At 39.1% G+C, this 18,856-nt stretch carries 15 protein-coding genes; 10 read left to right on the plus strand and 5 right to left on the minus strand.

Annotated elements, in window-relative coordinates:
- The first annotated feature begins 156 nt into the window (after positions 1–156).
- On the plus strand, positions 157–864 hold the full coding sequence (locus SAR02S_RS00005) for a Bax inhibitor-1/YccA family protein (protein ID WP_041957194.1): 708 nt from the start codon (positions 157–159) through the stop codon (positions 862–864).
- A 78-nt stretch (positions 865–942) separates the two neighbouring features.
- Here SAR02S_RS00005 and SAR02S_RS00010 read toward each other — a convergent pair whose 3' ends face one another.
- The 5 genes from SAR02S_RS00010 to SAR02S_RS00030 all read right to left on the minus strand — a co-directional run bounded on the left by SAR02S_RS00010 (position 943) and on the right by SAR02S_RS00030 (position 7,343).
- Positions 943–2,157 carry a rhodanese-like domain-containing protein gene (locus SAR02S_RS00010; protein WP_041955716.1) on the minus strand — a complete coding sequence of 405 codons (1,215 nt, stop codon included), beginning with the start codon at positions 2,155–2,157 and terminating at the stop codon, positions 943–945.
- Between the two features lie 27 nt (positions 2,158–2,184).
- Positions 2,185–3,351, minus strand: a complete 1,167-nt coding sequence (gene nrfD / locus SAR02S_RS00015; RefSeq protein WP_041955718.1) for an NrfD/PsrC family molybdoenzyme membrane anchor subunit — start codon at positions 3,349–3,351, stop codon at positions 2,185–2,187.
- 9 nt (positions 3,352–3,360) lie between these two features.
- Positions 3,361–3,924, minus strand: a complete 564-nt coding sequence (locus SAR02S_RS00020; RefSeq protein WP_041955720.1) for a 4Fe-4S dicluster domain-containing protein — start codon at positions 3,922–3,924, stop codon at positions 3,361–3,363.
- Between the two features lie 2 nt (positions 3,925–3,926).
- Positions 3,927–6,269: a molybdopterin-containing oxidoreductase family protein gene (locus SAR02S_RS00025; protein ID WP_041955722.1), complete on the minus strand. Its 2,343-nt coding sequence runs from the start codon at positions 6,267–6,269 to the stop codon at positions 3,927–3,929.
- Between the two features lie 336 nt (positions 6,270–6,605).
- Positions 6,606–7,343, minus strand: a complete 738-nt coding sequence (locus tag SAR02S_RS00030) for a methyltransferase domain-containing protein (protein WP_232293958.1) — start codon at positions 7,341–7,343, stop codon at positions 6,606–6,608.
- A gap of 142 nt (positions 7,344–7,485) precedes the next feature.
- Between SAR02S_RS00030 and SAR02S_RS13125 the strand changes: the two genes are divergently transcribed.
- The 9 genes from SAR02S_RS13125 to SAR02S_RS00075 all read left to right on the plus strand — a co-directional run bounded on the left by SAR02S_RS13125 (position 7,486) and on the right by SAR02S_RS00075 (position 18,851).
- Complete coding sequence (locus SAR02S_RS13125) at positions 7,486–9,858, plus strand: FecR family protein (protein WP_052433485.1); 2,373 nt, start codon at positions 7,486–7,488, stop codon at positions 9,856–9,858.
- An 11-nt stretch (positions 9,859–9,869) separates the two neighbouring features.
- Positions 9,870–11,186, plus strand: a complete 1,317-nt coding sequence (locus SAR02S_RS00040) for a surface lipoprotein assembly modifier (protein ID WP_041955725.1) — start codon at positions 9,870–9,872, stop codon at positions 11,184–11,186.
- Positions 11,187–11,246: 60 nt separating this feature from the next.
- Positions 11,247–13,406 (plus strand): CHASE2 domain-containing protein, encoded by a 2,160-nt coding sequence (locus SAR02S_RS00045; RefSeq protein ID WP_232293959.1) that lies wholly within the window; start codon positions 11,247–11,249, stop codon positions 13,404–13,406.
- 2 nt (positions 13,407–13,408) lie between these two features.
- On the plus strand, positions 13,409–15,802 hold the full coding sequence (locus SAR02S_RS00050; protein ID WP_041955728.1) for an HD domain-containing phosphohydrolase: 2,394 nt from the start codon (positions 13,409–13,411) through the stop codon (positions 15,800–15,802).
- 115 nt (positions 15,803–15,917) lie between these two features.
- Positions 15,918–16,253: a preprotein translocase subunit SecG gene (gene secG / locus SAR02S_RS00055; RefSeq protein ID WP_041955730.1), complete on the plus strand. Its 336-nt coding sequence runs from the start codon at positions 15,918–15,920 to the stop codon at positions 16,251–16,253.
- Positions 16,254–16,259: 6 nt separating this feature from the next.
- Positions 16,260–17,216, plus strand: a complete 957-nt coding sequence (locus SAR02S_RS00060; protein ID WP_041955732.1) for a polysaccharide deacetylase family protein — start codon at positions 16,260–16,262, stop codon at positions 17,214–17,216.
- The gene (gene frr, locus SAR02S_RS00065; protein ID WP_041955734.1) at positions 17,203–17,763 is read left to right on the plus strand and encodes a ribosome recycling factor; all 561 of its coding nucleotides are present in this window, start codon (positions 17,203–17,205) and stop codon (positions 17,761–17,763) included. The genes SAR02S_RS00060 and frr overlap by 14 nt, the downstream gene beginning before the upstream one ends.
- Before the next feature lie 8 nt (positions 17,764–17,771).
- A complete protein-coding gene (gene pyrE, locus SAR02S_RS00070; RefSeq protein ID WP_041955736.1) occupies positions 17,772–18,380 on the plus strand; it encodes an orotate phosphoribosyltransferase in 609 nt (202 codons plus the stop codon).
- Between the two features lie 6 nt (positions 18,381–18,386).
- The gene (locus SAR02S_RS00075; RefSeq protein WP_041955738.1) at positions 18,387–18,851 is read left to right on the plus strand and encodes an RDD family protein; all 465 of its coding nucleotides are present in this window, start codon (positions 18,387–18,389) and stop codon (positions 18,849–18,851) included.
- Positions 18,852–18,856: the final 5 nt, after the last annotated feature.

Below are 18,856 nucleotides of genomic sequence, written 5' to 3' on the forward strand. Positions count from 1 at the left end.
GATGTGGGCGACTTGAATACTTTTTTTCTCCCTCTTAATTCGATTAATTTTTCGTTTACTCTCTTTCCATATAATAGGGAACTCAAAAATTGCATTCCAGCTTTTGAATTTGATAGAATGCATTTTGATTTTACGTATTTAAAAGGAGAAAATCACATGGGACTGTATGACAGAAACTACATACAACAAAATGCAAATGAGAATACCTATGAGCATACAAGGGTTAACGAGAGTTCATTGGGAGCGTTCATTAAACAAACTTACCAGCTATTTGCAGCTTCACTTCTTGCAGCAAGTGCTGGTGCTTATGTTGGAATTGGTATGGCAAGTGCCATTGCTTCTTGGTATTGGGGACTCGTTATTTTAGAGTTTGTCTGTTTATTTGGTCTTTTTGCAGCTAAAAAGAAAGCTGGACTCAATATGGTTCTTCTTTTTGGTTTTACTTTTTTAACAGGTTTAACACTCACTCCTCTTCTTTCAAGTATTCTTGGAATGAAAGGTGGGGCAAGTATTGTAGCAAATGCGTTTATTTTGACGACGGTTGCTTTTGGCGGACTTTCTGTATTTGCGATGAATACAAAAAGAGATTTTTCTGGTATGGGTAAAATGTTGTTTATTACACTCATTGTTATCGTGGTTGCAGGAATCATCAATATCTTTTTCCATAGCCCGATTTTACAATTAGCCATTGCGAGTATTAGCTCCATTTTGTTTAGTGCATTTATTCTTTATGATACACAAAACATTATCAAAGGTGCTTACGAGACTCCTATTGAAGCAGCTATTGCATTGTATTTAGATTTTTTAAATCTCTTTATTTCATTGCTTCAAATTCTTGGAATTTTTGGATCACGTGACGAATAAGCTCTAAATTAGGCATAAAAAAAAGGGGCGCAAGGAGATTTCTCCTTGCGCCCCTTTTTTCGTTTACATGTAAAGTTATTAACCTAAAGGCTCATTGACTTTAATGTCACACTTACCAGTCTTCTCACATTTGATATTTGCATCAAAATAGAGAATTTTACTCACGTCAATTTTTGCATCTTTGAGTTTCAAAAAGGCTTCCATAGAACGTCCACCTGCAGAGCAGTTAAAAATAACAACCTTCCCTTTAGGTAATTTTGCCGCTAAGTCTTTTGCATTCAATTTGCCAGCTTCAATATTAACAGCCCCTTTAATGTGACCATTTGCAAATTCCCCTGCCGTTCGAACATCTATAACTGCTACATTTACAGGGATTTTATCGCTAAGTATCAATGCTTTATACCACTCACCATCAACACTTCCTTCATCTTCGCCTAGTTTAACACCCTCTACAAAAGCATCTTTTTTAGGACTTGAAGCTACTTCTGATTTCTTTACACCACCCGCAGTTGTTTGAAGACCTGCTTCTTTCCACTCTGGGTATCCACCTGCGTAGACACTCATTTTCTGGTAACCAAACTCTTGCAATTTTTTTGCTAAATTATGCGATTTAGCACAACTATACCCCTCACAAAATGCCACAATAGGAGTCATTTTATCAGCAGGCAAACGACCTTTAAGTTTATCGACTTCTTCATCACTCATGTAGAGCGCACCCGGAATAGTTCCAGCCATATACTTAGCATACGGTCTTGCATCCATCAACACAGCACTATTGTTTTTGAAAATATTTTGTACAACAGGAAGACCAATTTCTGGATAGTTTTTGCTGATCCACTCTGGTTCACCCGCCTGGTAAAGTTTTACGTTCGTAAAGCCTTTACTTTTAAGATGGTCTGCAACAATAGGGCTTTTTTCACAGTCCCAACCACCGCAGAAAACGATAATCTCTTTATCTTTTGCCACCTTATCAAGCTGACCGATAAATTTATCAATTTGTGTATCAGGAATATTGATACTCGAAGGAATCGTACTGGCTAAATATTTTGGATTAGGGCGAGCATCAATTAAGAGTGCTTTTGCCCCCTCTCTCGTTCCATTGCCGATCGCCGCTTTAACATAGGCATAATCCACATTCTCTAATTTAAACTTTTCCATCAAGCTCTTAACATGCGCTGTTGGCTCTGTTAACACTTTAGCACTTGGTGTTGCACTTGCTTCTGGTTGTGTGGTACAACCACTCAGTAACAATCCAGCAACAACGATACTACTTGCAAAAACTTTTAATTTCATCTTTTCTCCTTTAGGGATTTTGATACTTTAATGATTACTTGATTCATCCAAATTAAAAACTTTATCCGCAATATAATACAAAAAGAGAGCAAGTCCGATGCCACCAAATCCTATTGCAAACTCAGCTGCGGAGGGGAAATACTCCACAAATGTTGGAGCTACTTGATATTCTGCACGTTTGAGCGTTGTCATAGGATAAAGCAATGTGTCATGCACTAAGTCATAACGCATAAAGAAAATACCCACCATACCTGTAATAGAGGCATAAACGGTTGCTTTAATCGCCTTTGCATTGCTCGCTAAAATAATGACAAACGGTATTAACATACCTAAAATCAACTCACCAAACCAAAAATTAGGGTGTTTGATTGCGTGTAAAATTGTTGCAGCACGCTCTGGCATATCACCATACAATGCTGTTAAAATTTTCCACGCTTCAAAGAAAATAAGAACGGCTAAAAGCATCCCCAAAACCTTCGAAAGCTTGACAAGCATTATAACAATTTTTTCAGGGAAGTTCATTTTGTACCTAAAGCCATACATTAAGAAAACCAAGTAACATCCTGTAATCATCGCGGAGAGGATAAAATAAACAGGATAAAAAACACCGTTTGCTGAAGGACGTGAGACCAAAAAGCCAAAAACGGCTCCAAGGTTAGAGTGTGCTGCAAGACCAACCAACAATCCACAAATACCAAAGATCTTTGAGAATGTATGATTAACCTTAATGGCTAGAAAGAAAAATTCCAAACAAATAAAGGTGAGATAAAGACCATACAACGTTCCCATCCACCAAATAGCAGAGCTAAGTCCTGGCGTTAAGACGTTGTAAATGAGCATAGTCATTGGATGGCCTATCTCTAAACCAATAACCGCGAAACCTGAACTGATCGTAATAATTGCGCCGGCAATGGCACGTTTACCGATTTGTTGAAACTCTGGGATTCCAAAAACATGACCGATAGAAGAGATAATACAAAGACCTGTGCTGGATACAACAAAGAAGACATACATCGCAATGAGTAAACCCCATGGATGTTGTCGTGTTACATTGTAAACATGGTGCCCGTGTAAGATATATGCAACCGCACCTGCCATAAAAGCTGCAAGAAGTGCAACGGTTGTAAATGCCATCACTACATTAAGGGGTGTTTTTTCAAAATTAAAGAGTTTTTTCAAAGAAAGTGTTTGCATTATAAACTCCTACAATATATAAAATAGTTTTGGTTTAGTACCCAAGTGTTCTTTCACTTGACGGTACTCTTTGTTAGCAAGCAATACAGAAATCTCGCTGTTTGGATCGTCCAAATCACCAAACACCCTCACTTTTGTTGGGCAGGTTGCTTGACATGCTGTGGTTGTTTCACCATTAGCCAGTCTTGTATCTGAACAGAAGGTACATTTATCGACCGTATTAGTTCGAGTATCCACATAACGTGCATCATACGGACAGGCGTTGATACAATAAGTACACAAGATACATTTCGTAGGATCAACCATCACCATACCGCCTTCACCATAATACGTTGCATTGGTAGGGCATACTTGCTGGCATGGGGCATTGTCACAATGTTGACATTGGCTAGGATGATAGGTTTGGGAAGCAATAGAGATGTTTGGGAACTGACCCTCCGCCTCTTTAACTCCCACCCAAATTCGGTAATGATCTTGAAGGAGCAAAACGCCATTTTCTTCTTTACATGCACTTTCACATGCTCTACAATTAATACAATTTTTGTAGTTTAGTGCCATTCCATAACGTGCCATGATTAAACCTTTCTAATTTCTACAATTGTGTCGTGAAGACAGGTTGATCCGTGCATCGGTTCAATGCCATCTTCAATAATAGCAGCGTCATTACCGCCATTGTTGTATCCAAGGCTCAGAGCTTTTGAGTAAACGCCAAAACCATGGACAAAGAAGAGTGTATCTGGTCCAATTTTCTCTGTTGGATACGCTTTAATCGTTGTTTTGCCTACCTTGCTAGAAACTTCGAGTTTATCGCCAAACTTAATGCCTAGTTTTTCGGCTACGCGTCTGTTGATCCATGCGTAGTTTTGAGGTACGAGGTTAAGGAGCATTCGGTTATTTGCTGTTCCTGATTGGGTAAATTGTGCATGACGCCCTGTGATAAATCTAAATTTACCTGCTGGAATTGCCATTTCATATTCACTTTTCCATACAGGCATAGCATCAATCCCTTTTTTAGCAAGCGCTGGAACGGAACACTCTATTTTGCCTGATGGCGTTGAGAACTTGTTATTTTTCACCGAATAAGCACGTTTCGTTTCAGGATAGTACTCATAGTCATTCACACCCATTTTTTTGAAATACTCATTCATATTGGGGTAAAAAACGCCTTTTTCTTTGAGAATTTCTGATGCACCTTCATACTTAGCAACTGCTTGAGTATTGAGCTCTTCTTGATCGTGTGCAAATGGTTTAGTAAGATCAAAATCTGCATAGACTTTTTCTTCACCATCCTCTTCGATTGTGCTCTGAACATCTTCATCGTATTTTTTAGTGATTTCAAAAAGTGGTTTGGTGAGCTTAGCGCTGAGTCCACGCATAATTTCCATAATAGGCTTACTCTCAAACATAGGGTCAATCACTTTATTACGTTGTGCGATAGAAGGCTCAATACCACCAAAAGAGACTACTGGATCGGTTCGCTCCAAGTAAGTACACTCTGGCAAAATAACATCACTGAGCATTACGGTATCACTTGGCATCGTATCAATGGTGACGACAAGATCCAATTTTTTCAAAAATGCCGCCGTTTTTGCATTATTTGGCATATTTTGCATAGGATTATGTTTGTAGTTAAATAGGGCGCGAATCGGATAGGGACTTCTGTTTTCTAAAACCATATTTCGAAATGCAACCCATGAGCCAGAACCACCCACAACCGCTGCTTCATCTTTTTCAATACGAGGTTTTGCTTGCGCGTACATCGGTGCAACAGCATCATGTTCAACAAGTGGCAAGCTTTTACCAAAGCAGATACCACCTTTAACATCAACACCCCCGCCAAGTGCTGAAAAAAGCGCTTGAGCACGGCGTAATTGGAAGTCATTTTTAGACCACGTGGTACGTCTTCCTTGGTAATAGATCGCTTGAGGAGCATTTGCCATAAAATCACGAGATACTTGATAAATATCGGCTGCTTTAATGCCGGTGATTTTCTCTGCCCATTCAGGAGTATAGTTACTATTTAAAATGTGGTTTTTGTAATCCTCAAAACCATTAAAGTAATTTGTAACAAAGGCTTTATTGTAGCGCTCTTCTTTGATCGCAACATAGGTGAGTGCTAAAACAAAGGCTAAGTCTGTTCCTACATTGATCGCAAGCCATTTATCACTTTTGGCAGCCGTATTGGTAAAACGAGGATCAACAGTAATCAGCTTTGCACCTCTTCCATTGGTGCGCTTAAACATATCCATGGTATCGGGGGTGACAATTGCTTCAGCACGGTTTGCTCCTGCCATAATGACGTATTTGGCATTGTCCAAATCCGCTTGACCGTAACCACCAATCGTAAGTGTATACCCTGAAACGGTTGTTGCTAAACAGAGACTTGCATGGTTTAAGAAGTGGGAAGAGCCAAACATGGTGAAAAAACTTTTAAAGGTATGTTCTGCCATGCCCTCCCCCGCACAAAACGCTACAGTTGAGCGATTGTCTTTCTCTTCTTCCAAGATTTTGGTGAGTTTTTCATTAATATACGCATAAGCTTCGTCCCAACTGACACGCTTAAACTTACCACTACCTTTTTCGCCATCACGAATCAACGGATATTTAAGACGATCGGGATCATAGACCGCTTGTATACCAGAATTACCACGAGGACAGAGCATATTGCGTGATTTTGGAAAAAGTGGATTTGGATCAAGTTTTTCAATAACACCATTGCGTACATGCGCAATCGCTGCGCATTTATTAACACACATCTCACAGAGTGTTGCTATTTTCTTATTATCTTCATTGCCAACTTTTTTGGCTGGTGTTGTAACGCTCGCTATAACGGAAGAGGAACTAAGGCTCACTCCGCCTGCTATTGACATCGCTACACTCCCTTGAAGAAATCTCCTTCTTGAGATCTCTACTTTCATCGCGTCTCCTTGTAATCTTTTGCCTTTAAGGTTCGTACGTTCAAACGAGGTTTAAAAGTACGTCTTGTTCTATCCATTGTAAAGGTTAAATCTTAGAAAAAACTTACAAAAGGTAAAAAAAAATATACAAATATGAGAGGCCATGAATTAAATCCCTAGAAATAGGCGATTTATCAATACAAAAAAGATGTTGTTTTTGTAAAAAAAGTGATAAAAAAGGTAAATTATAATGAACTTTTTTGAGGGAATTTATAAATTTTGACTCAAAATAGTTCTAAAAACAGATCATTTATTTTAAGTTTTAAAGCCTATTTTGAGAGAATTTATAAATTTTAGTTATATTTTATTAACCTTTTGAAACATCTTTGACACTCCCCACACAAAAAGGACTTCAAATTCAAGGTAATCGTGCGGATAATTTTGGATGATCGCCTTCGTTTGTGCGATACTCAAACGTTTTTCTCCACCACTGACGCCACTTTTTTTAATATAACGAAATTTAGAGAGATTGTCTTCAAAAAAGAGACGAAATATTTTGGTTTCATGTTTACATGTAAAATAGTTTTCAAACAGTTTTATTAATGCTGTAGCATTCGGTAAAAAGGTAGATTGTCCACTCATAGCATAGATCGTTTCAAATGTTTTGTCGGTAAAAATAGCAAAGGCGCCCTCTTTACATGTAAGCGCCAGCTGAGAAATTAATGCTTCAATGTCCCGTGCCCATTGCAAAGCGGAAGAGGAGATGAGAAGGTCGTACGGTGGGTTTAATGTTTCAAACAATGTAGGCTCTTCAAAATCCTCGCAGATAATTTCCACATCTTTACATGTAGGATGTAATTCACACATTTTAAGAGCATTATCAACCCCTGTAAAATGTTCTATCTCCCATGTAATATTTTTAAAAACAGCTCCACTTCCACACCCTAAATCTAAGATTTTTTTAGGCTGTGAGTCAATTCGAGAAATCAAATAATGTGCAACTTCACGTTGCAAGGAAGTATAGTCATCGTAACTATGTGCATTTTTGGAAAATTCATTAATATGTTTTGCGATCATGTGTATTAGGATGTCCACTTTTTTTCCAAAAAGTATACTCTGCTCTGACTAAAAAATCACTGTTTAACCTTTGCCTATGATGTTTAATCAGAAAAGACAATCATAATTTAAGAGTTTTTTTCATAAAATATCTAATAATACTCATAATAAGGGGTCAAAAATGTCTAAATGGGGGCGTTTAGGAATTTTGATGTGTCTTATTTTAAGCACACAACTATGGGCATCCATCGGAAAAGTCTCGCTTTTAAAAGGCGAAGCCATCGCAAATCGTGATAATCAAACCATTGCGCTTGCCAATGGCACAACGCTTGAAGAACATGATCTTATTTCAACACGAGCTAACAGCCAAATTCAACTTACGTTTGAAGATAAAACAGTCATCACGCTAGGCAGTGAGAGTATTTTAGACATCAATCAATATCTCAATGATGCTCAAGAACCTAAGGCAAAATTTAAATTTAACCAAGGGACATTCAAAAGCATTACAGGCAATATTGGTAAAAAAGCACCTGAAAACTTTAACTTAGAAACTAAAACGGCTACGATTGGTATTCGAGGAACAACCGTTTTAGGGCAGACAAATATGCCACCTCAAAATGGACGTGAACAACCCGATATCATAGGATGCTCCTCTGGTAAAATTGTCGTTGTAACCCCTATGGGCTCAGTTGAAATAGGCGCTGGATTCGCGACAACAGTCACACCAAATCAAGCACCTACCGCACCTCAACCTCTTAGCACAACACCATTAACAACTACAAGTTCTACACAATCTTCGCAAAATGGCAACGTTATACTCGCCTCTTCCGTAACATCAACAAACAATAACGTTAATGAAGTTGCAAATAATACCTTGCAAGAGTCAACACAAAATAGTGTCACAAACACGGCAAATACCGCAAAAAATCAATCTATTTTTTATCCTAGCATTGGATTAACAGGTGGCATTTTGGATTATGAACCATTTAAAAGTTCTATTAGTTATTACATACAAGGTATAGATTCTACTTTAACGTTTGGTTTAAATTATCGACCGTACAACATTGATCCAGACACAGGAGAATATGCACATGCACATTCCTATACAACATTACTTCTTGAAAATATTCCACTCATGGATACAAATGGTTGGGCTGATTTAAATACTATCAATAACACTGTAACAGGCTTTAAATATCTGACAAAAACATTAAATAGCTCAAATAATCCCGTAACACTCTCACTCAATAACAGTGATATAACATTATCAAGTTATAGTTTGTTACAAGATGCAAATGAAGAACTCTTTATTGCTTCTTTGAATAATAATGACATTGGATATACCCAAAAATTCATTATTGGGCAACAGTCTTCGTCTATCCCAGATTCAACCATTCTTTATTACGCAGATCCATTTGATTCTATTTCACCAACCATTTATCCTGAATTAACAGGATCTAACAATGCTTTAGCAATTAACACAACCAACCGTAATGCACTTGGTTTTTCAGTAGATGGAAGCACTAATAAAATTATTATTACCATTGGAAGTCTTGATAGCCATAACAGCCTATCACTCAAAGATTATTCACTTACAACTTCAAACGACGCAGATTATATTCGTAACTGGAGTTATACGAGTTTATCGGGAGCTGTTTATGGTAGCACCAATCAAGCAATTGGCGTCAATGGCATAAAAACTACCTATAATTTTGATGGTGACTATATCTCTAGTTATGGAACGACAACAGGTATAGCCGTACAAACGACATCTTCTACACCCACAGCATCGCAAAGATATAATGCTGTACAAACGTTAGATGGATTGATTACAAATGCCTTAGGCAATAGTGATTTAACCATTCAGTTAAATAAAAACACAGGTGTGGTGAGTGTTGCATCCTCTTTATTATCGATTGATGGGACGGGCGCATCTAGTAAATCAGCATACATTCATGATGACTACTTTGCTGCTATAACCCTAGATACCTATGATCATACAACACCCGCACTCACAAGCTATCTTATTGCGATTCCAATGGAAACACAAGATGATTATGTTTCATGGGGATATTGGGGTAAAAGCACTCTTAATAATACTAATCAAATAGAAACAGACACTTCACCTTTTAGCACATGGGTTGCCGGCGTCAAAACAGATACTAGTGTCATACAAAATCTTGTAACAAACTCTGCATCGTATACTTACAATGGTGCTGTTATTGGTGCAGCTCGTGAAGGTGGCACGTGGGGATCTATCAAAAATGATGGTAGCAATCTGATTAATCTTTCAATCAACTTTGCCAACGTAAATCCTATAACAGGCACTATCGCCTTTAATACCAGTAACAATGGTTCATGGAGCAGTACTGTTACTACCAGTGCTTTAACAGCTAGTACATCTAGCTTTGCAGCGAATCTTTCAAGTGCAAACTCTTACGGAAGCTTAAAGGGTAATTTCTACGGACCAACAGCGAACGCCGTTGCAGGTAGTTTTAGCCTGTCAAAAATTTCTGATGATATAGCTTCCGGCTCATTTAAAGCAATCAAATAAGGGTTGGTAGAATGAAAAAAATTTTAATCATCTGTTGTATTATCTCTTCACTCTTAGCCAGTTCTTTAGAGACCTTTAAAAGTGACTACGATCAAGCACTCAAACTCTATAATAGTGGTGATTTTCAAAATGCTTCTATTCAATTTTATGCGCTAAGCGAAGTTGCTCCCGAAAATGTCGAAGTCAATTTTTATCTTGGACGCTCTTCCCTAGAGCTTAAACACTATGACGATGCTGTGAGTGCCTTTGATCGTGTGCTTATTCTCAATCCATCGCATGTCCGAACCAAATTAGAATTGGCACGTCTCTATTTTGAAATTCAACAATACGATACTGCACAATCGCTTCTTGATGGTGTTTTACAAGAGCAATTGCCATTGACAGTTCAAGAAAATGTCGTCGCTCTTAAAAGTGCTATCGATCAGCAAAGAGCAAAACACACCTTTGGTGGTGCACTCATTTTAGCATGGGATTACGATACCAATATTGGCAATGATGTGGGCAGAGGTGTGACTCAAAACGTGCTCAGCATCATTGATCTTCCTGGCAATAACCAACGTAAAAGTGCTGGACTTGCTCAAACATTGGTTTTAAACCACAGTTACGATATGGGAGAAAAGGGAGGTTTTGCTTGGGATACTGCTTTTATCGCCTACAATAAAAATCTTACCCAATACTCCGATAAAGATTTGATGTTCTTTTCTCTTTCGACGGGTCCAAGCTATACGTATGATATCTATAAACTTTCGCTTCAAGCAGGTTATGACAAAGTACGTTTAGAATCCGATGACTACATGAATATAACCCACTTTTCACTCAATCTCAAGGCTATTTTAACCCCTGAGTTAATGCTAGAAACTGACATCACTCAAAAGCGTAACCTTCATACGCAAAGTAGCAATACGACCGATTCCGATGCAACACTTTATACGATGGGTGTACGTTATGCACTCAACCCTCAAGATCCTTGGATTATTGCTGCATATATCTCGTACAAAGATGAAAACGAACGTGATAAAGCCGCTGCACAATATGGCGTCTCACTGGATGAGTGGAGTTACCGTTTAGAGCTTTCAAAAGAGATTTTTAAAGATTTTAGAGCTACTATTGGCTACACCTATAAAGACACTAATTACAAAGAGTTTGATGCACTTTTCAATCTCAAACGAAGCGATACAGAGGATTACTATTCAACTTCACTTTCGTACATGCTTACGAAACAATCTTCCGTTATGTTAAGCTACGCCTACAGCGATCATGCTTCGAACAATGCACTTTATACCTATAAAAAAAATGTTACGGCACTTTCGTACATTTACTCCTTTTAACCTATGCGAAAAAGCTTAACACAGCTCCTTTTTTCTCTGATTATCATGGGAAGCTCTATCGTGGGTTATCTCTATTACAGCTCTTTTTGGCAACCTTTTGAGTACAAGATCAAAGATATCATGCTCCAAAGCAGAGGCGAGATTAAAGGTGATGAAAATATTGTCATCATCGATATTGATGAGAAGAGCCTCAAAGCACTGGGGCAATGGCCATGGAGCAGAGATAAAATCGCTAAATTATTGCAAAATCTCTCGGATCTTGGTGTTGCGATTATAGGGCTTGATGTCGTTTTTGCCGAAGCTGATAGTAGCTCTCCGCAAAAAGTTTTAAAGCAACTAGGACTCCCCCACCAAGGAGTACCTGATTTTGATGCTATTTTTGCACAAACCATCAGTGAGACGCCAACGATTGTCGGCTATGTTTTTGCGCTTACGCCTGATGCCATAGAGCCTGAAGGAAATCCTAAATCTGCTGCCATCATCGTAGAGCAAAACCGCCCTCCTCACTCCTCATTGATCAAACCGTATCGTGCTATTCTCAACATTCCACAAATTCAAAAGCAAGCGTATTCGAGCGGTTATTTCAATACTATTCCCGATAGCGATGGTATTGTACGCAGTATTCCTCTGATTATGGAGTATGATGGTATTCTTTATCCTTCTTTGAGCCTTGAGATGGTGCGCATCGCACTGAATGAAAAAAAGATCAACATTGTTTACGATGAGAATGGGCTAAGACAGATCGAAATTGGAGAACATATCATCCCCACCGACTTTTTTGGTCGCTTGATGGTCAATTACCGTGGACGTCAACATAGCTATGACTATATCTCAGCCATTGATGTTTACACTAATCGCGTCAATCCTTTACATGTAAAAGATAAAATCGCTCTTGTAGGCACCTCTGCCGCGGGTTTGCTTGATCTTAGAAGTACCCCTTTTGAGAGTGTCTATGCCGGTGTGGAAGTGCATGCCAATGCTATTGATAACATCTTGCACCAAGAGTACCTTGCGAAACCCATTTGGACACGCGGTGTTGATCTTCTTAGCATCGTAGCCCTCTGTGCCATTACCCTTGTTATCTTACTCCTTCCAAGTGCCTTTTTTAGTTTTAGTGCCCTTGTAACACTCAACCTTATGGTGATTCTTGCACACTATTACAGCATGATTTACCAAGGAACTTTATTTAACACCATTTTGCCACTTGTCGCAATCAATCTTCTCTTTATCGTAGGACAAGCTATCAACTATTTTCTTGAAATTAGGCAAAAAGAGCTCATCAAACACAAATTTGCGAGCAAAGTAAGCCCCGCGGTTATGAACAATATTCTTGCAAGTGAAGATGATGTTTTGCAAGGAATAGAGAAAGAGATTACCATCTTTTTTTCCGATGTACGAAATTTTACCGCCATCTCCGAAGCTGCAGGTGATGCAAAATCGCTGATTCATCTTATGAACGCCTATATGGATCCGATGAGTCAAATCATTATTCGCTCAGGCGGTACAGTCGATAAATTTATCGGCGATGCCATTATGGCATATTGGAATGCCCCTATTAGCATGGAAGATCATGCGGATAAAGCTGTTTCTGCCGCCCTTGAACAACTACACCACCTCAAATCGTTAAATGCCGAACTCAAAGCCAACCCTGAATTTTCCAAAGTCGTTGCTATGGCAGAGGCAAAAGGCATGCCTATCATTGACATTGGCATTGGTATTAACACCGGTGTTGCCATTGTAGGTGAGATGGGAACCAGTAGCCGTAGTGACTATACCGTCATTGGCGATCCTATCAATCTTGGATCGCGCCTTGAATCATTGTGCAAATACTACAACTCACACCTTACCATCTCTAACTTTACCAAAGCCAAACTAGAAGGTGCTTATATCTTTCGCTTTTTGGATTTAGTGACGGTTAAGGGTAAAAGTGAGCCTATTGAAGTCTGGCAAATCCATGATTTTGATGCCCCTCAAAAAGAGCCACTCTATTCAGTGAGTTATGAAATGCTTCAAGAAGAACTGAGACTCCATCATGAGGCTATTACACTCTATAAAGAGGCACGTTTTGAAGAAGCACTTGCTTGTTTTGAAGCGTTGCAACAAAGAGAGACAAAAACCAATCACGCAATTTATACTATTTATTGTGAGCGTTGTTCACACTATATCACGTTTCCACCGAGTGCATTTAAGGGTGTTTTTGTGCACACTACCAAAGGATAAGCATGAGTTATATTCGTATTTTAGGCGCCCAAGGAAGCAGAGCTAAAGAGTCCTTTACCACCTGTATTCAAGTCACCAAAAACACGCTCATAGATGCGGGTAATATTATGCATGCCCTTGGCGATGAAGCTTTACATGTAAACCGTATTTTTTTCTCTCATGCACACCTAGATCATATCATCGATACTGCGTTTATGATTGACAATTTTTTTGCCAAACGTACAACATCACTCACACTTTACGGACTTCCAGCGACAATTGAAGCCTTACAAAAACATCTTTTCAATGATGTGGTATGGCCCAATTTTAGTAAACTCTTCCTTATCAATAGTACAACACCCGCCATCACCTATGTTACCCTTGAGCCCAATCAAAGTTATGCGATTGAAGAAGGCATAACACTTACCCCTTTCTTAGCCAATCATACCGTGCCCTGCTGTGGTTACATCATTGAGCAAAATAAAAGTGCCCTCCTCTTCTCGGCAGATACCTTTCGCAATGAAGCGCTTTGGAATCTACTGAATGAAAAACCTGAAATCAAAGCACTGATCATCGATGTCTCGTTTCCTAATCATTTTAAGAAAATTGCAACGGAGAGTAAGCATCTAACACCGCATTTTCTAGCAGAAGAGATGCAACAACTCAAGCGAAATGATCTGCATATTTATATCAACCATCTTAAACCTTTTTATGCGGAGCAGATTAAGAATGAACTTCATGCTATTGGTATTACGAAAGAAGCTATTTTGCACGATGGCGAAAGTATAAACCTTGCGACGGGGTATTTAGAGCCAAGCATCCCTCGCAGCATCGATGAGCGCGTTCAAAAGCTCACCGAGATTGGAACAGCCCTCTCTGCAAATGAAAACCTTGATGCTCTTTTGGAGATGATCGTTACCGAAGCTAAAAATCTCACGGGTGCGGATGGTGGAACACTCTATCTGCTTGAAAAAGATGAACTTCGTTTTCAGGTCATTCAAACCGACTCATTAAGCATCAAAATGGGAGGAACCAGTGGCAAAATCACATGGCCACCACTTCCACTTTACCTCGAAGATGACACTCCCAATAAAAAGATGGTAGCCGCAACGTGTGCGTTAGAAGATCGCTTAGTGAATATTCCCGATGTCTATGAAGCTGTAGGATTTTCATTTGAGGGAACGAAGAAATTCGATCAAGGCACAGGTTATCGCTCAAAATCCATGCTGGTTATTCCTATGAAAAATCATGAACATGAGATTATTGGTGTGTTGCAACTTCTCAACAAAATAGATGAACATACCCATGAAGTGAGTGCTTTTAATGATGAAGATGAAAAGATCACACTCTCGCTTGCATCACAAGCAGCGATTGCTATTACCAATACGTCACTTATTCAAGGACTTGAAAATCTTTTAGAATCTTTCCTCAAAAGTATTATTTTTGCTATCAGTAAAAAATCACCTTATACGGCTGGGCATATTGAGCGCATGGTCAAACTAAGCGTCATGATCGCTGAAGCAATCAATCAAGACACCTCTTTATATGCCGATAAACACTTTAGTGCTGAAGAGATCAAACAGATCAACTTTGCTGCACTCATGCATGACATTGGTAAACTTGCAACGCCTGAACAAGTCGTCGATAAAGCCACTAAATTAGAAGCCATATTTGATCGTATTCATATGATTGAATGCCGCATCAAAACAGTTGAAAAAGCTTTACATGTAAAACTGTTGGAAGATAAAATAGCTCTTTTAGAAGGCAAGCAACAAGGTGACATTCACGCTTTAGAAGCAAGCTACCATCAACAGATAGAAACTCTACGTGAAGCGTTTGTATTGATTCAATCCAGCAATAAAGGCGACTCCTTTCTAAACGATGATAATGCTTCCAAAATCCAAGCGCTTGCAAAACAGTCATGGCTCATTGGAGATGAAACGTATAGGATTCTCACAGAAAATGAAGCGTATCATCTGAGCACCCAAAAAGGAACTCTCACTCAAGAAGAGCGTACCATTATCAACGATCATGCAAAACTTAGTGTCGACATTTTAAACCGCCTTCCCTTCCCTAAAAAATACCAACAAATTCCTCAAATTTCAGGCAATCACCATGAAAAAATCAATGGAAAAGGTTATCCGCAAGGACTGAAGGGCGATGAAATCAGCTTTGAAGCACGTATCTTAGCTATTGCTGACATCTTTGAAGCCTTGACAGCCAGCGATAGGCCATATAAAGCAGGCATGCCTCTTTCGACAGCCATGAAAATACTTTACTTTATGGCAAAAGATGATGAGTTAGATTCTAAGCTTGTGAAATTCTTTTATGATTCTGGGCTGTATTTACAGTATGCCAAAGAGGCACTCCCCGAACAGAGTATAGACACTGTCACGGTGGATTTTAGTACACTCTAGGTTGTGCTGTTTTTTACCTCATTTTAAAGTAATTTTTTCATGTTTAACGATTCTTTAACACGTTTTGGATATAATCCTTAGTTCTACATTATTTTGAAAACAAAGGACATCCCTTATGACCACCGTTTTATTGGTTTTACAATTTGTATTAACCGCTATTTTAACTGTTTCTGTACTTCTACAAAAAAGCTCATCTATCGGCCTTGGTGCTTACAGTGGAAGCAATGAATCCCTTTTTGGTGCAAAAGGACCAGCGGGTTTTATGGCAAAATTTACTTTTATCATTGCAACACTTTTCATTGTAAATACACTCGCTTTGGGTTATTTTTACAACCAAACTAAAAAAGTATCGATTGCTGAAGATATCAAAATCGAAAAAAGCGTTGTACCAAGTGTTCCAGCTCCACTGACAACTGCTCCAGCAGCTCCTGAAGCTCCAGCATCTAAATAATCCGTTATGAAATCTTTTTGGCTTGTGTTGTGTTTGAGTGTGATGGTATGGGCAGACGCCCATATCTTCATCTACCATCGTTTTAACGATTCCAGATATCCCACTACCAACACAACGCTCGAAGAGCTTCGAAAAGAGTTTGACTACTTTAAGAAAAATGGCTACGAAGTCATTCCTCTTGAAAAACTTGTCACTGCCCTTCACAACAAAGAAACCATCCCCGATAATTGGATTGTACTCACCATTGATGATAATTACAAAAGTTTTTATGAACATGGTTTAGCACTTTTTAAAGAGTACAACTATCCATTCACAATGTTTGTCTATGTTGGAGCAACGGAGCAAAAGTATGGCGATTTTATGAGTTGGGAACAGCTTAAAGAGATAGCCAAATATGGCTCTTTAGAGTTTCATTCACTGAATCATCCGCATATGACTGAACTGAGTGATGAAGCACTTAAAAAAGATTTTGATGAAGGCTTGAGCTTATTTGAAAAGCGTCTTGGTATCAAACCTCGTTATTTTTCATACCCTTTTGGTGAATTTAGTCCTCGTGTCAAAGCAATGGCAACTCGCTATGGTTTTGAAGCCATTTTAAACCAAACAATGGGCGCAGTAGCCAGCTTTAGTGATCCTATGGACCTAGACCGTTCAGCCCTTGTCGGTAAAAGTGACTTAGGTGGATTTTTAAAGTATAAAGCCCTTGAAGCTACGTGGATAGAACCTACTGTTTTACTGAATGATGGCAAACTGACCTCTTTACATGTAAAAGTGCAAACAAGTGCTTCCAAAGGTGGTATTTACATCAGCGAACATGGTTATTCCGAGGTGAGCTTAAGTGATGGCGTTTTTGAAGCTCAAATCAATAAAATATTGACCAAAGATCGCACACGGATTATCGTCTCCGTGGGCAACAAAATTTCAACGAAACTACTTGTAAAGGATAAATATGGAACTCAGTAAAATCTATGCTGAACAAAAAGAGCATATGGAAAAATGTATTGCGGCACTTAAACGTGACTTTATGACCATTCGTAGTGGTAAAGTCTCAACTACCATTTTAGACAACATTCATGTTGATTACTACGGAACACCAACAGGACTTAGCCAAGTAGCGACTGTTTTAGCAACCGATGCAACAACGATTACGATTTCTCCGTGGGAGAAAAAGATGCTCAGAGAAATCGAAAAAGCGATTATGCAAGCAAACATCGGTGTCAATCCAAATAACGATGGTGAAACCATTAAGCTTTTCTTCCCTCCAATGACAACTGACCAACGCAAAGAGGGTGCAAAACAGGCTAAAACAATGGGTGATAAAGCCAAAATTGCAATTCGCAATGTCCGTAAAGACTCGAATGACCAAGTAAAAAAACTCGAAAAAGATAAACTTATCACGGAAGATGGTTCTAAAAAAGGACAAGATGAAGTGCAAAAAATCACCGATGCAACGGTTTCTAAAGTCGATGAGCTCGTGAGAGAAAAAGAATCCGAACTCCTAAAAATTTAAGGACACCTATGCAAGTTGAAAAAATTTATAAAGACGCCAACGCCCTTTTAGAGGGACACTTTTTACTCAGCAGTGGAAAACACTCACGTTACTATCTTCAAAGTGCAAAAGTCTTGGAAGATCCAAAAGTTGCGGAGCAATTAGCGGTTGAGTTGGCAAAAATGATTAATGCTTCACATCTTGAGATTGATACCATCTGCTCACCAGCACTTGGTGGCGTTTTAGCGGGTTATGAGCTTGCACGCGCCCTTGGAAAACGTTTTATCTTTGCAGAGCGAGTGAATGGTGAAATGACCATTCGTAGAGGCTTTGAAGTGAAAAAAGGTGAGAAAATCCTTGTTTGTGAAGACATCATCACCACCGGTGGATCTGCCCTAGAAGCTGCAAGAATTGCAGAAACTATGGGCGGTGTCATTGTTGGATTTGCAGCACTTGCGAACCGCGGTTTTTGCAAGCGTGTGGGAAGCGATCTTGTGGGTAAGCCTACCTGTAAACTTCCAAACGATGCGCCCTTTTTCGCTCTGGCTGATTTTGAATTTGACATTTACGAACCAAGTGAGTGTCCTTTGTGTAAAGAGGGAAGCGTGGCAATTAAACCAGGCAGCAGAGGAAACTAAGCGTTTATGCGATGGCGAACTGCTAAAAAAGCACTTCATCCAAAGGAGAGCAAAGCCTCTTTGCTTCCTTACACCATCGCACCTTTTTCCAGACGTCTAAAAGCCTTTGTGATTGACTCTTTTATGCTTCTAATGCCTATTCTCTATATTGTCTTTTACCTCATTTATGGCTCACGCGAAGGATTTGCAGACCATATGTTTCAAGGCTGGCTCCTTATTCTTATTCCTTATGGCATTATCACCCTTGTTTTTCTCAAACGAAATGGGCAAACCCCTGGCTATAAAGCGTATGATCTGACACTCATTGATCTTAAAACAGAGCAAAGTGCTTCTTTGTCACAACTTCTTGTACGCTATGTTTTAATGCTTTTGACCGCCATCACACTTATAGGACTTTTTGCGCCACTGATGCGTAAAGATAAGCTTTCGCTTTATGATCTTGGAAGTCGCAGTGCTCCTATTTGCAAGTGAGCATC

This window comes from Sulfurospirillum arsenophilum NBRC 109478, from assembly GCF_000813345.1.
Lineage (GTDB): Bacteria > Campylobacterota > Campylobacteria > Campylobacterales > Sulfurospirillaceae > Sulfurospirillum > Sulfurospirillum arsenophilum.

Bases quoted from the DNA above. Each gene is read 5' to 3' on its own strand.
- SAR02S_RS00005 (WP_041957194.1), top strand. From the start codon at position 157: ATGGGACTGTATGACAGAAACTACATACAACAAAATGCAAATGAGAAT.
- SAR02S_RS00010 (WP_041955716.1), bottom strand. From the start codon at position 2,157: ATGAAATTAAAAGTTTTTGCAAGTAGTATCGTTGTTGCTGGATTGTTA.
- nrfD (WP_041955718.1), bottom strand. From the start codon at position 3,351: ATGCAAACACTTTCTTTGAAAAAACTCTTTAATTTTGAAAAAACACCC.
- SAR02S_RS00020 (WP_041955720.1), bottom strand. From the start codon at position 3,924: ATGGCACGTTATGGAATGGCACTAAACTACAAAAATTGTATTAATTGT.
- SAR02S_RS00025 (WP_041955722.1), bottom strand. From the start codon at position 6,269: ATGAAAGTAGAGATCTCAAGAAGGAGATTTCTTCAAGGGAGTGTAGCG.
- SAR02S_RS13125 (WP_052433485.1), top strand. From the start codon at position 7,486: ATGTCTAAATGGGGGCGTTTAGGAATTTTGATGTGTCTTATTTTAAGC.
- SAR02S_RS00040 (WP_041955725.1), top strand. From the start codon at position 9,870: ATGAAAAAAATTTTAATCATCTGTTGTATTATCTCTTCACTCTTAGCC.
- SAR02S_RS00050 (WP_041955728.1), top strand. From the start codon at position 13,409: ATGAGTTATATTCGTATTTTAGGCGCCCAAGGAAGCAGAGCTAAAGAG.
- secG (WP_041955730.1), top strand. From the start codon at position 15,918: ATGACCACCGTTTTATTGGTTTTACAATTTGTATTAACCGCTATTTTA.
- SAR02S_RS00060 (WP_041955732.1), top strand. From the start codon at position 16,260: ATGAAATCTTTTTGGCTTGTGTTGTGTTTGAGTGTGATGGTATGGGCA.
- frr (WP_041955734.1), top strand. From the start codon at position 17,203: ATGGAACTCAGTAAAATCTATGCTGAACAAAAAGAGCATATGGAAAAA.
- pyrE (WP_041955736.1), top strand. From the start codon at position 17,772: ATGCAAGTTGAAAAAATTTATAAAGACGCCAACGCCCTTTTAGAGGGA.
- SAR02S_RS00075 (WP_041955738.1), top strand. From the start codon at position 18,387: ATGCGATGGCGAACTGCTAAAAAAGCACTTCATCCAAAGGAGAGCAAA.